The organism is Parvularcula dongshanensis, assembly GCF_014199615.1.
GTDB lineage: Bacteria > Pseudomonadota > Alphaproteobacteria > Caulobacterales > Parvularculaceae > Parvularcula > Parvularcula dongshanensis.
In genome coordinates this window covers 12,500-30,081 of sequence record NZ_JACHOB010000006.1, presented here as the reverse complement: position 1 = coordinate 30,081, position 17,582 = coordinate 12,500, and the positions used below count along the sequence as shown (strand labels likewise).

At 67.6% G+C, this 17,582-nt stretch carries 17 protein-coding genes and 1 tRNA gene; 8 read left to right on the top strand and 10 right to left on the bottom strand.

Translation table 11 applies throughout. The features are described 5' to 3' along the window. Positions 1-46: 46 nt before the first annotated feature. The gene (locus GGQ59_RS12530) at positions 47-2,134 is read right to left on the bottom strand and encodes a M13 family metallopeptidase (protein WP_183819144.1); all 2,088 of its coding nucleotides are present in this window, start codon (positions 2,132-2,134) and stop codon (positions 47-49) included. 159 nt (positions 2,135-2,293) lie between these two features. Between GGQ59_RS12530 and GGQ59_RS12525 the strand changes: the two genes are divergently transcribed. The 7 genes from GGQ59_RS12525 to GGQ59_RS12495 all read left to right on the top strand — a co-directional run bounded on the left by GGQ59_RS12525 (position 2,294) and on the right by GGQ59_RS12495 (position 9,735). Continuing rightward, positions 2,294-3,091 (top strand): N-formylglutamate amidohydrolase, encoded by a 798-nt coding sequence (locus tag GGQ59_RS12525; protein ID WP_183819142.1) that lies wholly within the window; start codon positions 2,294-2,296, stop codon positions 3,089-3,091. A gap of 47 nt (positions 3,092-3,138) precedes the next feature. After that, positions 3,139-4,359: a tyrosine/phenylalanine carboxypeptidase domain-containing protein gene (locus GGQ59_RS12520; RefSeq protein ID WP_183819140.1), complete on the top strand. Its 1,221-nt coding sequence runs from the start codon at positions 3,139-3,141 to the stop codon at positions 4,357-4,359. Beyond that, positions 4,356-5,399, top strand: coding sequence for an ATP-grasp domain-containing protein (locus GGQ59_RS12515; RefSeq protein WP_183819138.1), 1,044 nt, complete (start codon positions 4,356-4,358; stop codon positions 5,397-5,399). Before GGQ59_RS12520 ends, GGQ59_RS12515 begins: the two co-directional genes overlap by 4 nt. Before the next feature lie 45 nt (positions 5,400-5,444). Then, positions 5,445-6,344: an ATP phosphoribosyltransferase gene (gene hisG / locus GGQ59_RS12510; RefSeq protein ID WP_183819136.1), complete on the top strand. Its 900-nt coding sequence runs from the start codon at positions 5,445-5,447 to the stop codon at positions 6,342-6,344. A gap of 59 nt (positions 6,345-6,403) precedes the next feature. Beyond that, a tRNA-Thr gene (locus GGQ59_RS12505) sits at positions 6,404-6,478 on the top strand. A gap of 187 nt (positions 6,479-6,665) precedes the next feature. Next, positions 6,666-7,928, top strand: a complete 1,263-nt coding sequence (murA, locus tag GGQ59_RS12500; RefSeq protein WP_183819133.1) for a UDP-N-acetylglucosamine 1-carboxyvinyltransferase — start codon at positions 6,666-6,668, stop codon at positions 7,926-7,928. 91 nt (positions 7,929-8,019) lie between these two features. Then, the gene (locus GGQ59_RS12495) at positions 8,020-9,735 is read left to right on the top strand and encodes an MFS transporter (protein WP_183819131.1); all 1,716 of its coding nucleotides are present in this window, start codon (positions 8,020-8,022) and stop codon (positions 9,733-9,735) included. On the opposite strand, the gene GGQ59_RS12490 is transcribed toward GGQ59_RS12495, so the two are convergent. After that, a complete protein-coding gene (locus GGQ59_RS12490; RefSeq protein WP_183819129.1) occupies positions 9,689-10,117 on the bottom strand; it encodes a hypothetical protein in 429 nt (142 codons plus the stop codon). The genes GGQ59_RS12495 and GGQ59_RS12490 overlap by 47 nt on opposite strands. Before the next feature lie 19 nt (positions 10,118-10,136). Here GGQ59_RS12490 and GGQ59_RS12485 point away from each other — a divergent pair, with 19 nt between their 5' ends. Continuing rightward, complete coding sequence (locus GGQ59_RS12485) at positions 10,137-11,129, top strand: adenosine kinase (RefSeq protein ID WP_183819127.1); 993 nt, start codon at positions 10,137-10,139, stop codon at positions 11,127-11,129. On the opposite strand, the gene GGQ59_RS12480 is transcribed toward GGQ59_RS12485, so the two are convergent. From GGQ59_RS12480 to GGQ59_RS12445, 8 genes are all read right to left on the bottom strand, one after another. Further along, positions 11,126-11,875: a calcium-binding protein gene (locus GGQ59_RS12480; protein ID WP_183819125.1), complete on the bottom strand. Its 750-nt coding sequence runs from the start codon at positions 11,873-11,875 to the stop codon at positions 11,126-11,128. The genes GGQ59_RS12485 and GGQ59_RS12480 overlap by 4 nt on opposite strands. A gap of 208 nt (positions 11,876-12,083) precedes the next feature. After that, entirely contained in the window at positions 12,084-12,404 is a 321-nt protein-coding gene (locus tag GGQ59_RS12475; protein ID WP_183819123.1) for a phosphoribosyl-ATP diphosphatase, read from the bottom strand. Continuing rightward, complete coding sequence (gene hisF, locus GGQ59_RS12470) at positions 12,401-13,159, bottom strand: imidazole glycerol phosphate synthase subunit HisF (protein ID WP_183819121.1); 759 nt, start codon at positions 13,157-13,159, stop codon at positions 12,401-12,403. The genes GGQ59_RS12475 and hisF overlap by 4 nt, the downstream gene beginning before the upstream one ends. Further along, the gene (gene hisA, locus GGQ59_RS12465) at positions 13,156-13,890 is read right to left on the bottom strand and encodes a 1-(5-phosphoribosyl)-5-[(5-phosphoribosylamino)methylideneamino]imidazole-4-carboxamide isomerase (protein ID WP_183819520.1); all 735 of its coding nucleotides are present in this window, start codon (positions 13,888-13,890) and stop codon (positions 13,156-13,158) included. Before hisA ends, hisF begins: the two co-directional genes overlap by 4 nt. Then, the gene (hisH, locus tag GGQ59_RS12460) at positions 13,887-14,507 is read right to left on the bottom strand and encodes an imidazole glycerol phosphate synthase subunit HisH (RefSeq protein WP_183819119.1); all 621 of its coding nucleotides are present in this window, start codon (positions 14,505-14,507) and stop codon (positions 13,887-13,889) included. Before hisH ends, hisA begins: the two co-directional genes overlap by 4 nt. Positions 14,508-14,545: 38 nt before the next feature. Continuing rightward, complete coding sequence (hisB, locus tag GGQ59_RS12455; protein WP_183819116.1) at positions 14,546-15,163, bottom strand: imidazoleglycerol-phosphate dehydratase HisB; 618 nt, start codon at positions 15,161-15,163, stop codon at positions 14,546-14,548. 144 nt (positions 15,164-15,307) lie between these two features. After that, a complete protein-coding gene (locus GGQ59_RS12450; RefSeq protein ID WP_183819114.1) occupies positions 15,308-17,032 on the bottom strand; it encodes a M56 family metallopeptidase in 1,725 nt (574 codons plus the stop codon). Continuing rightward, positions 17,029-17,400 carry a BlaI/MecI/CopY family transcriptional regulator gene (locus tag GGQ59_RS12445; RefSeq protein WP_183819112.1) on the bottom strand — a complete coding sequence of 124 codons (372 nt, stop codon included), beginning with the start codon at positions 17,398-17,400 and terminating at the stop codon, positions 17,029-17,031. The genes GGQ59_RS12450 and GGQ59_RS12445 overlap by 4 nt, the downstream gene beginning before the upstream one ends. Between the last annotated feature and the right edge of the window lie 182 nt (positions 17,401-17,582).

Here is a 17,582-nt window from a genome sequence, read left to right as displayed (position 1 = left end):
GGGGTTGCCAGCCCCCTGGGCCTACGCGGCATGGGTTAAATGCGCGCTACCATATCCGGACTCGTTCTTCTGGCGGCAGGTATAGGTCGTCATCCGGCCCAACGTCGAACGCTTCGTACCAAGCGTCCATGTTCCTTACGACCCCGTTGGTCCGATACTGTCCCGGGCTATGCGGGTCTGTCGTCAGCCGGTTCTTGAGTTCGTCTTCACGATAGAGCGTCTTCCAGACCTGAGCCCAGGCCGCGAAGAACCGCTGATCGCCGGTCATGCCATCGATAACAGGGGCTTCCTTACCGTTGAGGCTGAGCTTGTAGGCATCGTAGGCCATGGTGAGCCCGCCGAGGTCGCCGATGTTCTCGCCCATGGTGAGGCCCGGGTTCACGTAGAACCCTTCGACGGGAGAGTAGCTCCCATACTGGGCGCCGAGCTGCTCGGTCTTCTCCTCGAACCCGGCGGCGTCGGCCTCGGTCCACCAGTCGCGGAGCATGCCCGTGCCGTCGGACTTGCGGCCCTGATCGTCGAAACCGTGCCCGATCTCATGACCGATCACCGCGCCGATGCCGCCATAGTTCACGGCGGGGTCGGCGTTGGGGTCGAAGAAGGGCGCCTGCAGAATCGCCGCCGGGAAGACGATCTCGTTCCTGTTCGGCGAGTAGTAGGCGTTGATCGTCTGCGGGGTCATGAACCACTCGCCTTCGTCGATCGGACCACCGAGCTTGGAGATCATGTCGTTGAAGGCGAAGAGGTCGGCACGCTTCTTGTTGCCGAGCGCGTCGTCCGGATCGACCTCGAGGCTGGAATAGTCGTGCCACTCGTCGGGGTAGGCGATCTTGGTCGTGAAGGAGGCTAGCTTCGCCTCAGCCTGTTCCCGCGTCTCGGGGCTCATCCAGTCGAGCGTGCGCAGGCGCGCTTCGAAGGCGGTCTTCAGGTTGGCGACCAGACGCTCCATCTGCGCCTTCGACTCTGCGGGAAAGTACCGGTCGACGTAGACCTCGCCGATCGCTTCGCCGAGCGCGCCGTTGACCGCCGCGACACCGCGCTTCCAACGCTCGCGCTGCTGAGGCACGCCGCGAAGCGTCCGGCCGTAAAAGTCGAAGACGGCATCGTCGATCTGGCTCGGCAGAACGTCGGCGTAGGAGACGAGGGCGTGCGCCTTCAGGTAGTCTGACCAGACCTCGACGGGCGTGTCGCGAAAGATCTCGGCCTCTGCGCGCAGGGCATCGTTCTCCTCCGCGATCAGCGGCGTCGAAGGGTCGATACCGAGCTGCTCGAACATCGACCGCCAGGGCATGCCGGGCGCGTACTCGGCCAGCGTTTCGATCGTGTAGGGGTTGTAGGTGAGGTCGCGGTCGCGCTGCTTCGCGGGTTCCCAATGGGCTTCGGCCAGCCGCTTCTCGAGTGCGTAGACCGCGTCGGCCTTCGACTGGACGTCATCCTCGCCGGCGAACGTCAGCATCTGCGCGAGGAACGCCCTGTAGGCCTCCGCCTTATCGGCGAACTCGGCCTTCAGGTAGTAATCCCGGTTCGGCAGGCCGAGACCGCTCTGCGTCAGGTAAACCGCGTATTGCTCGGGGTTCTTCGAGTCGATGTTGACGTAGAGGCCGACCGGGCTCTCCGACGCCGTCCGCACGTTGGCGAAGGCTGCCGCGACGTCCTCATGGGTCTCCAGAGCGTCGTAAGCGTCGAGGTCGGCTTGGATCGGGGCCATTCCCTTCGCTTCGATCTCCTGGGTGTCCAGGTACGCCGCGAAGTAGTCGCCGATCTTCTGCTCGTTCGAGCCGGACTGGACGGTACCGGCCTCGGCCGCCGCGGCGGAGTCGGTGATGATGTCGCGCACGCGGTCCTCCGAGCGTTCGAAGAGGACCGTGAAGGCACCGTAGCTCGAGAACTCGGCCGGAATCTCGAAGGTATCGAGCCAGCGGCCGTTGACGTAGCGGAAGAAGTCGTCGCCGGGATCGACGCTCTGGTCGATGTCCGCCGTCTCGATCCCGAAGGTACCGAGTTCAGGTGCGTCGGTCGTCGCCCTGGCGCTCGTGGTCTGCTCGGGACCTTGCGGGTCCGTCGGCGCTTGCTGAGTACCGCATGCGAGAAGTGCGAGCGTGGCCGCACAGCCGAGAAGGGTTTGCCTTTTCATTCGGTAGGTTCCGTCGTGGCTTAGGGCGTGAAGCGGCCCTCTTTCGCTCGTTAGACCGAACACGCGCCGTTCACAAAACCCCGGAACGTCGAACCCGACCGGCGTCGCGGCTGTTGGACCGTCACATTACTCGCTGCCATAGCTGGGAGGCACGACGCGATGACGATCGGAACGACGCGGCCGCACTGGGACATCCAGCGCCGGGGTGGGCCCGTGCTCGCCACCGCCGTCCACGCCGGCCATGTCATCCGGGAGGAGTTGAAGCCCTACCTCGCCATCTCGGAGATTGATCAGCGACGCGAGGAGGATCCCATGACCGGGATCTGGTCCACGGTCGGGGACGACGCCTTTCGGAGCTATGACAGCCGCTTCCAATGCGACCTCAACCGCCCGCGCGACAAGGCGGTCTACCGGACGCCGGACGACGCATGGGGACTGACGGTCTGGAAGGAGCTACCGCCCGAGGAGATGCTGGAACGCTCTCTGGCTGCCTGGGACGACTTCTACGAGATGATGGCGACTTGGATCGAAGGGCTCATCGCCGAGTGCGGCAAGGTCCTGATCCTCGACATTCACAGCTACAATCACCGCCGCGACGGAGCCGACGCCGAGCCCGCGCCTGGCAAGGACAACCCCGACATCGATCTGGGCGTCACCACGCTCGATCGGGATCGGTTCGGTTCGGTGCTCGAGGCGGTGAAGGGCCCCCTGATGGAGACACCGGCGCGCGGTCACTACCCTGACGTCCGCGAGAACGTCCGATACCCCGACGGTGGCCACTGGCCCGAATGGGTCTTCGCCAATTACGGCGACGACGTCGCGACAATCACGCTCGAGTACAAGAAGTTCTACATGGACGAGTGGTCGGGCGACGCCTTCCTGCCCGTGGTCGAGGACCTGCGAGTGGGCCTCGACCGGGCGGCCGAAGCGGGGCGGCACGCGCTCGCGCGGCTTTGACAGTGCCGGGTCTTCCCCGCGCCAGCTCCGCCCGCCATGCCCTGCCCATGACCGAACCGTTGGACCTGCCGACCGCGCCGCCTCGGTCGTTGCCGCCCGTCGCCGCGCGCGTGGATGCCGCCCTGCTGGAGATCGACCGCGAGGTCGACTGGCTGGTCGCCCTCTCGCCGCTCGGCAACGATGCGATGTGGCACGACTTCGTCGAGAGCGGTTTCGCCGAGGAGCCTGTCCTCCGCTACCCCGCTCAGCGGGAAGACCTGCATGAGTTGAGAGAGCGGTTGCTGTCGCTGCCGGTAGAGGAGATCGAGGAGGGGCCGCTCGAGGCGATCCTGCAGGAGAAGCAGCGCGAACTCGACCGGCAGATCGAGCTCGTCTCGCTGCGCTGCACGGAAGGTTTCGTCGCGGCGTCGATCGACCTCTTCGGGGACGCCGATCCCGATCTTCTGCGTACCGCGCAGAACATTCTCGACTCGGTCGAGCGAGAGGACGCGGGCGAGGAGGGCGCGGACGCCGGCGACTTCGTGCGGGCCGCCGAGGCCGAGTTCGCCGCCTTCGCCAAGGCTGATCCGCGCTTCCGGGCGGAGATCCACGTCCTCGACGACTTGAACTCCTCCGTCATGGTCAATCACGGCGACCTGTACGTCGCGCGGTCCATGCGCGTGGGTTCCGAGCGGGTGGCGCCGCTCATCGCGCACGAGGTCGGCACCCACGTCCTGACGGCTCATAACGGCCGGCAACAGACGCTGCTGCAGTTGTCCGAGGGTTTGGCGGGTTACGACCCGTTGCAGGAAGGGCTTGGCACCTTTGCCGAGTACCTGACCGGCTACCTGCCGCCCAAGCGCCTTCGCATCCTTGCCGCCCGCGTGATCGCGGCGGATCTGGCCGTCCAAGGACTGAGCGTCTGTCAGATCTTCGAACGGCTCTACGAGGGCGAAGGCATGCTGGCCGACGATGCCTTCGACACGGCCGTCCGGGCCAAGAGGGGCGGGGGGCTGACGAAGGATGCCGTGTATCTGCGAGGTCTGCGCGAGCTTCTCGCCTACCTGGCGACCGGAGGCGACTTCGAGTTCCTCCTCCTCGGCAAGTTCGCCATGTCGCAACGGCATATCATCCGTCGACTCCTCGACGAAGGGTGGCTTACCGGCCCAGCGCTCCTTCCGAGCTACCTGAACGACGAACAGGCGCGCCGCCGCCTCGACAGAGCACGCCGGCTGACCGTGGATCAGCTTTTCCAAAGGACGCCCGCCCCCGAGAGGACCCTCCAATGAAGCTGACCTTCGTCATCAACGACATCATGAGCGAGGACGAGACGTACACGACGATCCGCCTCGGTCGCCGGGCGCTGCAGATGGGGCACGACGTCGCCTTCGTCAGCCTCGTCAACTTCACCTATGAGCCCGACGAGAGCGTCTCTGCGCTCGCGTCGGTCCCGCGGGCGCGACACGAGACCGACGCGGAGCTGCTCGCGGACGTACAAGGCGACGACGCGGAGCTAACGAAGATCTGCATCAGCGACCAGGACGTCCTGTTCCTTCGCGCCGACCCTGCGCCCGAACTGGTCGCGCGCCCCTGGGCGCACGTTTCGAGCCTTCTCTTCGCCCAGCTCGCGGCGAAGCGCGGCGTCATCGTGCTGAACGATCCGCAGCACCTGACAGACGCGTCGAACAAGACGTACTTCCAGCAATACCCCAAGGCTATCCGCCCAGTGACGTGCATCACGCGCGATCCCGCCGAGATCAAACGCTTCATCGAGGACCAGGGCGGGAAGGCCGTGATCAAGCCGCTTCAGGGTTCGGGCGGGCAGGGGGTCTTCGTCATCACGCCGGAGACCATGGCCAACCTGAACGTCTCCATCGAGACGACGGTGAAGGACGGCTACGCGATCGTTCAGGAGTACCTGCCGGACGCGGCCGATGGCGACCTTCGCCTGATCACCCTCAATGGCAAGCCGCTTCAGGTCGACGGCACCTACGCCTGTTTCCGGCGATACAACGACACGGGCGATGCGCGCTCGAACTTTTCCGCGGGCGGAAAGATCAAGCTCGAAGCGCCGGATGAGCGCGCGCTTCGCCTCGCCGAGATCTGCGGGCCGAAGCTCGTCAATGACGGCATGTACCTCGCCGGGCTCGACATCGTCGGCGACAAGATGATGGAGATCAACGTCGATACGCCCGGCGGCATCAACCTCGTCGAGAGCCTGACCGAGATCGACTTCGCCGGCGCGATCATCCGCGACATGGAGCGCAAGGTGGAACTTCGCGACCACTATCGCGGGCGCCTGAGGAACGATCAGATCGCCGTCATGTGAGTTTCGCTTGCGGGGGGCGGCGGCCTCCCGCAACACCCGCCCGCCATGACGAATGATACCTCAGACGACGCCCGCCTGCGCCTCGCCGTGCAGAAGTCCGGCCGCCTCGCCGACGACAGCTTCGACCTATTGGAACGCTGCGGCCTCAAAGTCCGCCGCTCCCGAACCGAGCTCTACGCCCGGATCGAAGCGCTGCCGATCGACCTCCTCCTCGTGCGCGACGACGACATCCCTGGACTCGTCGCCTCCGGGGCTTCGGATCTCGGCATCGTCGGCGGCAACGTCTTCGAGGAGGAGCAGTTGTCCGGCGAAGCGAAGGGCGCGCAGCGGATCGCGCCGTTGGGCTTCTCTCGGTGCCGCCTCTGCATCGCCGTCCGCAAGGGCGAGGGCTACGAAGGGCCGAAGGACTTGGCGGGCCTCTCGATCGCGACGTCGTACCCCGCGATCACCGGCCGGTGGCTGGAGGAGAACGGCTCTGACGCCCGCACGGTGATGATGACCGGCGCAGTCGAGATCGCCCCGCGCCTCGGCATCGCCGAGGCGATCTGCGACATCGTCTCGACGGGCGCGACGCTCGACGCCAACGGCTTGCGAGTCGCAGAGACGATCTTCCGTTCGGAAGCGCTGCTCATCGGCTCCGAGCGGCCGCTGTCGGAGGCGAAGAAGCGGACCCTCGACGCGCTGACCGCCCGCATCCAGGGAGTCATGCGTTCCCGCGACGCCAAGTACGTCATGATGAACGCCCCGCGCGACGCCATCGACGCTATCCGCGACGTCCTGCCCGGCGCCGACGCCCCGACGGTGATCGACCTAGCCGGGCCCGGCGAGATGGTGGCGCTGCACGTGCTCTCCACGGATCAGGTGGTCTGGGAGCACCTGGAAGAGCTTAAAGGTTTGGGCGCCAGCGCGATCCTCGTCCTCGACGTCGACAAGATGCTGTCCTGACGAGCCCCGCGCTCGCTTGACGCTCCCCTGCACCGTCCCTACAGGGGCGGCCTTGGTCCGCCGCTGTAGCTCAGTGGTAGAGCGCACCCTTGGTAAGGGTGAGGCCGAGAGTTCAATTCTCTCCAGCGGCACCAGCCTCCAGCACGTAGGCTAAGCGGACCAAAGAGGAGCCAGGAAGGCGGGAGCCTCGATGTCCGAGCGAGACCGCCCTAAGCCTGACGACGCCGATCCCAAGACCGAACGCGAACGCCGCCTCGCCGCGGCGCTTCGTCGAAACCTGCGCCGCCGGAGGGCGCCGAGCACATCCGAGGAGCCCGACTGATGGACAGGCTAGCGATCATCGGGGGGCGCGAGCTCTACGGGGAGGTGCCGATCGCCGGGGCGAAGAACTCCGCGCTCAAGGTGATGGTTGCAGGTCTCCTGACGGACGAGCCCCTTATCCTCGAAGAGGTGCCGGACCTCGCCGACGTCCGCCAGCTGACGACCCTGCTCCAGAACCACGGCGCGAGCGTCGAGCGCGAAGGCTCGACCCTCACGGTCCACGCAAAGGACATCGCTTCCACGACCGCGCCTTACGACATCGTCCGCAAGATGCGCGCGAGCTTCAACGTGCTGGGCCCGCTCCTCGCGCGCGAGCACGAAGCCCGCGTCTCGCTGCCGGGCGGCTGCGCCATCGGCGCCCGCCCCGTCGACTTGCACCTCAAGGCGCTCGAAGCGATGGGCGCCGAGGTCGAGCTCGACGAGGGCTACGTCGTCGCTCGCGCGCCGGGCGGCCTCAAGGGTGCCCGCATCTCCTTCCCGTTCGTCTCCGTCGGGGCAACGGAGCACGCGATGATGGCCGCGACCCTCGCAGATGGGCGCACCGTGCTCGAGAACGCGGCGCGCGAGCCTGAGATCGCGGACCTCGCCGACTGCCTGCGGGCGATGGGCGCGAAGATCGACGGGGAGGGTACGTCGACCGTGACGATCGACGGCGTCCCCCGCCTGCACGGCGCCACACATGAGGTCGTCGCGGACCGCATCGAGATGGGCTCCTACGCGATGGCCGTCGGCGCTGTCGGCGGCGAGCTGTTCTTGAAGCGGGGCCGCCTCGCGCTCCTCGGGGCGGCGGACGGCATCCTCGAAGAGGCCGGGCTAACTCTCAAGGAAGAGAACGGCGGGCTACGCGTCACCAAGTGGGGCCGGCCGACCCGCGGCACGTCGGTCCAGACAGAACCCTTCCCGGGCTTTCCGACCGACCTTCAGGCTCAGTACATGGCGTTGATGGCGATGGCGGACGGCACCTCGACCATTCGCGAGACCATCTTCGAAAACCGCTTCATGCACGTGCCCGAACTGATGCGGATGGGCGCGGACATTCACGTCGAGGGGCGAAGCGCGACGGTCATCGGCAAGCGCCGCCTAAAGGGCGCGCCGGTCATGGCGACCGACCTCCGTGCCTCCATGTCCCTCATCATCGCGGGTCTCTCGGCGGAGGGGCAGACCATGGTGTCACGCCTCTACCACCTAGACCGCGGCTTCGAGCGCTTGGACGACAAGCTGCGAGCGGTCGGCGCCCTCGTCGAGCGTGTTCCGGAGGAGTAGAGGGCGGCGGTTCCGAATGCCGCCTTCCGATCCTTAACGCGCCCTTAACCGCACCGCGTCTCAGTCTGAGACACGGTCAGGAGGGTAAGCGATGAGCGCAACGGAGCCTATGACGCCAGCAGCGAGCCTCCCCGCGTTCCGCCTCGGCGCCAAGCCTGCCATGGCCGTGCTGGGGTTCGCCTCCGGGCTTCCCTACGCCGTCTTCACGGGCACGATCATCGCCTGGTTCACCGCCTACGATGTCGACGCGAAGTCGATCGGCGTCTTCTCGATGTCGAGCCTGCCTTACGTTTTCAAGTTCCTCTGGTCGCCGCTGCTCGGCGCCTACAGCCCACCGGGCGCAGGGCGGCTTCGTGGCGTCAGCCGGCTGCGGTCGTGGATCCTCGTCAGCCTCGCGCTGATCACGCCGGTCCTGTTCCTCCTGCCGAACCTCGACCCGACCCGTTCGCTGGGCCTCGTCGCGTTTCTCTCCCTCATCGCAATCTTCGCCTCGGCGACGCAGGACATCGCGATCGGCGGCTGGCGCATAAGGATCGCGAAGGACGAGGCGGAACTGAACAGCCTCGTCTCGATCGAACAGTTCTCCTACCGCACGGCATCCTTCTTCGGCGCCGCCGTCGCCTTCGTCATCGCGCAGAACGCGTCGTGGGATGCAGCCTGGTGGGCGATCGCCGGGCTCGTCGGCGTCTGCTTCGCGCTCGTCTTCTTCGTGCCCGACCCGGCGATGGATGAGGCGGAGGATACCGAGACCCCCATCGCGCTCGGCGGCAGCCTGAGTTCGGCTGAGCGGCGCCGGTTCTTACTGCCCGTCATCGCCGCCTGGGGCCTGAGCCTCGTGCTCGTCTTCGCCTTCATGTTCTACAACCTCAACAAGGAGGCCGTGGACGCGGTGATCGGCCGGGAGATCATCGGCGTTCGCGACTTCACCCTCAACGTCGGTCCGGTCATCGTGGCGGCTTGCCTCCTCGCGCCCGTCCTCGCCGCGATCGGCGTGATCCGCCGGACGGGCCCATCGCTCGGCACCCAGGCGCCGGGGCAGGGGGTGAGCGACATGCTCTACCGCAACCTGCTCGAGCCCTTCATCGATCTGGTCACGCGGTTCCGGTTCGCGCTGATCCCGATCCTCTTCCTGACCCTCTTCTACCGCTACGCGGACGGGGTCTGGGGCGCTTTCGCCTATCCCTTCTACCTCGGCGCGCCGGAGAACAATGGCGGTCTCGGCCACACGCTGATCGAGGTCGCGGCAGCGTCCAAGACCTTCGGCGTCCTCATGACGCTCGCGGGCGTCGCGGTCGGGGGCGCGATGTTGAAGCTCATCGGCCAGATGCCGGCGCTGGTCGTCGGCGCCGTGCTCGCCGCGGCGACGAACCTGCTCTACGCCGACCTCGCTGTCGACGCGCGCTACACCGACGCCTTCATCGCGTTCGTGCACCTCGACGTCCTCTTCCCCTTCATCAACGCCGTGGTGAACCTGCTTGCCGCCGACCCGGTCGAGATCGGACCGCGCTTGGGGCGCCTGATGGTCGTGATCGCAGCGGAGAACCTTGCGGTCGGCATCGCGAGCGTCGTCTACGTCGCCTACCTCTCCAGCCTCGTGAACAAGGCCTATGCGGCGGTGCAATACGCGATTCTGGCCTCGCTCTCGCTTCTGGTCGCGGTGCTGGGTCGCGGCCTCCTCGGCGAGCTGATCGACGAACGCGGCTTCGCCTACGTCTTCGTCCTGACGGCGGTCCTCGGCCTTCTCGGCGTCGCGGGCAGCGTCATCGAGTGGGTGCGACGGGGGCGGGCGGCACCTCGTCCTGACTGACGGTCCTCGCCGTGCAGTCCTCGAAGGCGGGGGCGTCCTCGCCGCGCGTGGCCGGACCGGTGGTCAGACTCGCGACCGCGCCGCCGGGTGGGGTCACCACGGCGTAGGCGCGGCAGTCCGCACCGACGTCGTAGCGCCGGAACTCTGATCGGCCTTCGCTTCGCGTCAGAGCCGGCTCGCCCAGCACGGCCTCGAGGTCCGCGACCGGCCGACCGAGGAAGCTGTCGGCGCTCGGCCCGCGCATGACGAGGGGCGGCGCTGGCGGCGCCGTCGTCGGCGCGGCCGCGTTGGGCGTAGGGATGGGCGCCTCGGACCCACCCGTCGCGCACGCAGCGAGGGTTGCCAGCAGGGCCGAGGCCGCTAGAGCACGCGGGAACGACATCAAGGGGCTCCCTTAAGGCATGACGACGGTAGTGGACGTGATCGCGGTCGGAAACGCGATCGTCGATGTGCTCGGGCATACGGACGATGCCTTCCTGACGCAACATGAGGTGCCGAAGGGCGGCATGATCCTGATCGACACGGCGAAGGCCGAGGAGATCACGGGCGCGCTCAAGGCGACGGCGGAGGTCGCGGGCGGCTCGGCTGGCAACTCGATGGCATGCCTTGCGAGCCTCGGGGGGCGCGCACGCTTCGTCGGCAAGGTCGGCGACGACGATCTCGGCGGGGTCTACCGCGAATCGATGCGCGCGGTCGGCGTCGCCTTCGACACCGCCGTTCACGCTTCGATCCCGACGGGTCGCTGCCTGATCGCGGTCACCGCAGACGCCGAGCGTTCCATGGCGACCTTTCTCGGCGCGGCGGGCCATGTCGGCGCTGAGGACGTAACCGACGATGCCGTGTCGGGGGCGGAGGTCACCTACCTCGAGGGCTACCTTTTCGAAGGCTACGACCCCCGCGAGGCGTTCAAGCGGGCGTCGAAAGCCGCCCGGGCGGCGGGCCGGAAGGTCGCGCTGACGCTCTGCGACACGGGCGTCGTCGAGCGGCAGATGGACGAGCTGATGGCGTTCTTGAAGGAGGGCGTGGACCTCCTCTTCGCCAACGAGGCCGAGGCGATGACGCTGACCGGCACGACGGACGTGGACGCGGCGGTCGAGGCCCTGCGCGGCCTCGTCCCCTTCGCAGCAGTCACCAGGTCCGAGCAAGGCTCGATCGTCTTCGGACCGGACGAGGCGCCGCAGGCCGTGCCCGCTGTGGCGCCCGAACAGCTGATCGACACGACCGGGGCAGGCGACGCCTATGCCGGCGGCTTCCTCTACGGCTTCACCCGGGGAAGGCCCCTCACAGACTGCGCAAAGCTCGGCAGCTTGGCTGCGTCCGAGGTCATCAGCCACATGGGCCCACGGCCGGAGAAGAGCCTCAAGGCGCTGGCCGAGGGGGCGGGGCTGCTCTAGCCCCCGTAGATCACGTCATCGCCGTCCCCGCCGGTCAGGACGTCCGCGCCGAGGCCGCCGACGAGCGTGTCGTTCCCGCCGCCACCGAAGAGGCGGGTCGCGGTCTCCGCGGTGCCGACAAGGTAGTCGTCGCCGCCGCCGCCGATCGCGGCTTCGAAGCCCGAGATCGAGGTGGACTGGGACGGGCCGCTTACGGAGGAGCGTTCCAAGTCGATCGTGAGGTTCTCCTGAACGTCCTCGAAGCTGACCGTATCGAAGCCCGATCCGCCGATCAGCGTGTCGCGGCCACTGCCGCCGATGACGAGGTCGTCGCCTGCCCGCGCGTCGATGTGGTCCGCCCCGGCACCGCCATACAGAACGTTGTCGGCGGCGTTCCCGAAGATCGTGTCGTCCCCGCTGCCGGAGTAGAACTCCTCGATGGTCGCTTCGAGGTCTCCGATCAGCTTGGTGATCAGGTTGAAGTATGAGAAGCGTTCCGTGGCGCTGTAGGTCCGGCCGTCGGCCAGGGTGAAGTCGAAGCGTACCCCCACCGTCGAACCGGAAAGGTCAGAGACGCTGGGGTTGATCTCGAACCGGATCATCCCGTTCGCCAGCGTGACACGCCCGCCCGACACGTCGTCGATCGACACGATATCTCCCCGTATCGGCTCGCCCGTCAGGAAGTCGGTCGCGTTGCTCAGGTACTCGGCCTCGGAGACCTCCTGAACGAAGTCATTCCCTCCCAGGCGGCTCTTCGCGCCGGGCATGAGGTCAACGTAGTTCGCAGCAACGCCGCTGTAGACCACCACGTCTCGTGCTGTGTCAGTGAGGACAGCTAGCGTTCCATTAGCGATGCTGTCGTTGACGTAGTGCGTGCCCATCTTTCTCCCGCTCCGCGCCGTCTCTGCCGACAGGTAGAGATGGGTTGTCTGAAGCAAGGCTTAAGAAGCGAGGAAGATCAGCGGTTTGATTGGGTTAGCGGGTCGCCTTCTCTTCGTGGCCGCTCTGTCCCGTCCGGCCGGCGAGCTTCGCTGCGACCTCATCCCAGCCGATCTCGTTCGCGGCGAGGAGGACCGCGAGGTGGTAGAGGACGTCCGCCGCCTCTGCCGCGAGCTCGTCCTTCTGCCCGAGCGCCCCGGCGAGGGCGGCTTCGACCGCTTCCTCGCCGAGCTTCTTGGCGCAGCGCTCTCGTCCCGCGCTCAGGAGGCTCGCCGTGTAGCTCTCCTTCGGGTCCGTGCCCTTGCGTGCTTCGACCGTCGCCATGAGGGCGTCGAGCGTCTCGCCGATCCCACTCATAGCCGCACCGGAATGCCGCGCGCCGCGAGGTGGTGCTTCGCCTCCTCGACCGTGTGCTCGCCGAAGTGAAAGATCGAGGCGGCGAGGACAGCGTCGGCGCGGCCTTCGGTGATGCCGTCCGCGAGGTCATCGAGGCTACCGACACCGCCCGACGCGATGACGGGGATCGGCACGGCGGTGGCGATGGCCTTGGTCAGCGCGAGGTCGTAGCCCGTGCGCACGCCGTCGCGGTCCATCGAGGTCAGGAGAATCTCTCCTGCGCCCCGCTCCGCCGCCTCGCGCGCGAACTCTATCGCGTCGATCCCGGTCGGCGTTCGGCCGCCATGGGTGAAGATCGACCAGCCCGCGCCGTCCCTCTTGGCGTCGATCGCGACGACGACGCACTGGCTGCCCGCCGCCATCGCCGCCTCGGTGATGAGGCCGGGGTCGCGCACGGCGGCGGAGTTGATCGCGACCTTGTCCGCCCCCGCCGCGAGGAGGGCGTGGACGCCCTCGACCGAGCGCACGCCGCCGCCGACGGTCAGAGGGCAGAAGGCGCGCTCTGCCGTGCGCGTAACCATGTCGAGAAGCGTCTCGCGCCCCTCATGGCTCGCCGTGATGTCGAGGAAGCAGATCTCGTCCGCCCCGGCGTCGGAGTAGGCGGCGGCGGCCTCGACCGGGTCGCCAGCGTCTCTAAGGCCGACGAAGTTCACGCCCTTTACGACGCGACCGTCCTTGACATCCAAGCAAGGGATGATGCGGGCTTTAAGGGTCACGCCGTCCTCGCGATGCCTTGCGCTTCGCTTGGGTCGATCGTGCCCTCGTAGAGCGAGCGGCCGAGGATCGCGCCCGCGACGCCGTCAGCCTTGTGGAGCGCCAGCGCCTTGATGTCGTCCGCGTCCTTGACGCCGCCCGACGCGAGGACCGGGATCGTCAGCGCGCGCGCGAGTTCCGCCGTCGCCTCGACGTTGACACCTGTGAGGGCGCCGTCGCGGCCGATGTCGGTGAAGACGATGGCGGCGACGCCTGCGTCCTCGAACCTGCGCCCGAGGTCGATGGCGGTCATCTCCGAGCCCTGTGCCCAGCCCTCGGTCGCGACGAGGCCGTCGCGCGCATCGATGCCGACCACGATGCGGCCCTCATGCGCTTTGGCCGCGCCCTTGACGAGCGCCGGATCCTTCACCGCTGCCGTGCCGAGGATGACCCGCGTGATGCCGAGGTCCAGCCACCGGTCGACGGTCTCGCGGTCGCGAATGCCCCCGCCGAGCTGCACCTTGGCGTCGGTCTCGTAGAGGATCGCTTGCACGGCCTCCGCGTTGGCGGGCGCGCCGGCGAAGGCGCCGTCGAGGTCGACGACGTGCAGGCGGTCGAAGCCTGCGTCGCGGAAGCGCCAGGCTTGGGCCGCCGGGCTCTTCGCATAGGTCGTCGAGCGCTCCATGTCCCCGTAGAGAAGGCGGACGCACTCGCCGCCCTTGAGGTCGATGGCGGGCCAAAGCTCGAAGGTCATGGGCGCCACTCAAGGAAGTTCGAGAGGAGAGCGAGGCCGTAGGCCTGGCTCTTTTCGGGGTGGAACTGCGTGCCTGCGACGTTGCCGCGCGCGATGAGGGCGGGGACGGGCTCACCGTACTCCGCGGTCGCAGCGATGACGGCGTCGTCCTCGGGCTCGAAAACGAAAGAGTGGACGAAGTAGGCGTCGCCGTCCGGCGGCAGGAGAGGGTGGCGCTGGCCGCGTGCCCTCACGTCGTTCCAGCCCATGTGAGGGGATTTGAGCGCGCCGGTCTCGAGGCGCCTGACCGTGCCGCCGATGAGGCCGAGGCCGCCCGTCTCGCCGTGCTCGAGGCCGCGGTCCGCGAGGAGCTGCATCCCAACGCAGATGCCGAGGAAGGGGCGGCCCTTCGCGACCGCCTCGTTCATCGCGTCCACGACGCCGTCCTGCGCGGAGAGCCGCGCCATGCAGGCTGCGAAGGCGCCGACGCCGGGCAGGACCAGGCGGTCGGCACTAGCGATGACGTCGGGGTCGCCGGACAGGACGACGTCGTGCGCGCTTTCCGCGACGCGCATGAGCGCCTTTCGCGCGGAGTGCACGTTGCCCGAGCCGTAATCGATGAGGCAGACCTTTGGCATAGCCGGGGGATTAGCCGGATCGGCCGCGCACGCAAGGCTCAGGAGCCGAGCGAGCCCTTGGTCGAGGCCGGCGCGCCGCCCAAGCGCGGCTCCGGCGTCACGGCGATCTTGCAGGCGCGGGCCAGCGCCTTGAACGCGCTCTCGACGACGTGGTGGTTGTTGAGGCCGTAGAGGCACTCGACGTGGCAGGTGAGCCCGGCATTGGTCGCGAAGGCGTGGAACCACTCGCGGAAGAGCTCGGTGTCCATCTCGCCGATCTTGTCGCGCGTGAACTCCACCTTCCAGATCAGGTAGGGCCGGCCCGACACGTCGACCGACGCGCGGCTCAAGGTCTCGTCCATCGGCACGTAGGCATGACCGAAGCGCGTGATGCCGCCCATGTCGCCCAGGGCCTTTTTCAGCGCGAGACCCATGACGATGCCCACGTCCTCGGTCGTGTGGTGACCGTCGATGTGAAGGTCCCCATCACAGCGGACGTAGAGGTCGAAGAGCGCGTGCTTCGCGAAGCCTTCGAGCATGTGGTCGAGGAAGCCGATACCGGTCGCAACGTCCGCGCGGCCGGTGCCGTCGAGGTCGAGGCGGACGGTGATGTCCGTTTCTTTCGTCTTGCGGGAACGCTCGGCGCTGCGCGGTGCAGGCGCGGTGTCGAGGGGCATCAGAAGGTCTCCGGCGGAAGGGTCGACCGCTTACTAGCCGTAGGATGTGAAGAAGGCGAACCCCCTTTGGGCCGGGGTGGAGCGTCAGGCGCGCGAACACCCCCGCCCGGCCGCGCGTCGGCAGGACGGGGGCGCTCGTCCGGGTCAGTCCGTGTAGACGTGGCCGCGACCGTCGCGGTTCTCCATGAACGCCGCCTTCTCCCTCGCACTGAGACCGCGCTGGGACTTCACCCAGTCCTCGAGGGCGGCGGAGGCGTAGCGGTCCTCGCCGCCACGAGCGCAGACGGCCTTCACCGTGCCCATGTCGTCTTCGACCTCCTCCTCGAGCACCGTGGGTTCGTCCGTGCGTCGGGTGTGAGCGCGGCAGCGGCGTCCGAGTTCACCCACAGCCTCGCCGACCATTCCCATCTTCTCGCCCCAGGCGCCCATGCGTTCGCCGAACTCGCCCATGACTTCACCGAAGTGGCCCATGGCTTCGCCGTGCATCTCGGACCAGGCTTCCATCTCCTCCTCGAACTTGGAGAAGTCCTGATCGTTCTTCCCGCTGCCGGGAACGAGGATCCAGGTGCCTTCCTCGTCCTCCTTCGTCCGGACGGCGGGCACGGGCGGCGTAGGCGGCGGGGGCGGCGCGACACGGGCTCGTGCGACGGTCGGCTCTTTCGGCGGCTCGGGGACCAGTTCTTTGAACGGATCGCTGAGCAGGACCATTTCGACGTTGCGGCCATGCACGACGTAGCTTTCGCCGTCGATCACGACTTCGGTCTGGTGCCCGTTCTCGTCATCGTCGTAGCGGTTCACTTCCATGGCCTCTGCGCCGTTGGATTCCGCGCGAGGTGCTTCGCCCAGGTCCTGCGGCGCCGCATCGGCGCCGTCCTGTGCCGTCTGCGTGGCCGCAGCGAGTGGCAAGGCGAGGCCGAGCACCGCGACCGTGCCGAGGAGGCGGCGGGCGAGGGAGGGGAGGGGTCGTCTCATGATCTCGATCCTTTCCTTGAGATCGCTATTCAGCGCGAGGGCGGGCACGGCCGGACCGCGTGCGGCGCACATGAGGGTGGCCGCGTAGTCGGCAGTCGGCGCACCGAGGGCTCGGACGGCTTCGTCGCAGGCGGCTTCCTGGTCGGCGCGGAACCGGTTCACTGAGAGAGCGATCAGCGGGTTCGGCCAATGCAGCGCGGCGAGCGACCGGGCCGCCGTCTGCGTCCACAGGTCCCCGCGCCGCAGGTGCATCACCTCGTGAACGAGCGCGAGGCGCTGCTGTTCGCGTGTGAAGGTCTTCTCGAAGCCGAGCGGCACTGCGATCAGCGGGGCAAAGACCCCCATGACCTGGGGCGACGCGGCAGCGCCGGATAGGATCAGCCGGAAACGCTTCGGGCCGATCTCCGCACTGACCTCGTCGGCAAGCGCGTCGAGGGCTGGGCTCGGTGCGGCGGCTTCGGCGAGGAGCGTGCGGCGCCAGAGCCAACTGCCCATGAAAAGTCGGACGAGCATCACGCAAGCGCCGAAGACCCAAAGGCACAGAACGACGGCAGGAAGCGTCGGAAGAGCGACTTGGAGCCCTTCGCTGACCTCAGGCGGAACGGCGGCTTCTAGCGGGAGCGCCGCTGCCCCCGTCCCGCCTGACGGCGCGACCGTGTAGGCATCTGGACTCTCCGCCCAACCGGGCGCTTCGGCCCCGCCGCCCGGCCAGGCCAGAAGGCCCAGACCGAGAGGCGGAAGGATCAGGCGCAGCCCCGGGGCGAGCCACATCACGACCGCTGCACGCGCGCCGAAGGCTTGCCGGACAATGCGGCGCAGGGTCAGCACGAACCAGCAGAGGATGGCGCCGACGACGTTGGCCACGACGAGCCAGATGAGGAAGGCCTCGGCGTTCATCGGTCTTGCTCCCCACGCAGGGTACGAACCAGCGCCTCGAGTTCATCGAGGTCGGTCTCGGACAGTCCCTGGCCGTCCGCGAGGTGCGCCACCATCGGCGCCGCCCGCCCACCGAACAGGCGTTCTGACAGGCGGCTGACGGCATCCTTGCGATGAGCTTCGCGAGCGATGAGTGGACGATACAGGTAGCGGCGCCCCTCAGGCTCCGCTGCCAAGGCCCCCTTGTCGGTGAGGCGGGCAAGCAGCGTCTTGACCGTACGGTCGCTCCACTCGCTGTCCTTGAGCGCCGCGACGACTTCGGCCGCGCCGAGCGGTGCGGTCTCCCACAGCACGTCCATGACCCGGAGCTCCGCGCTGGTGATGCGCATCGCCGTCCTCCTATTGACTACAAGCGTAGTCGAAGCACGTGACCACAGCTGTAGTCAATAGGGTCCGGCAGTGCGGGCGCGCGTGAATTGATTTGACAGAACCCCGCCCTGCAGGTTGTGCTTCCCTCGTCGGCCACCCCTCAAGCTATCGGTGAACCGGCGCTCAAGGCTGAGACCATGCG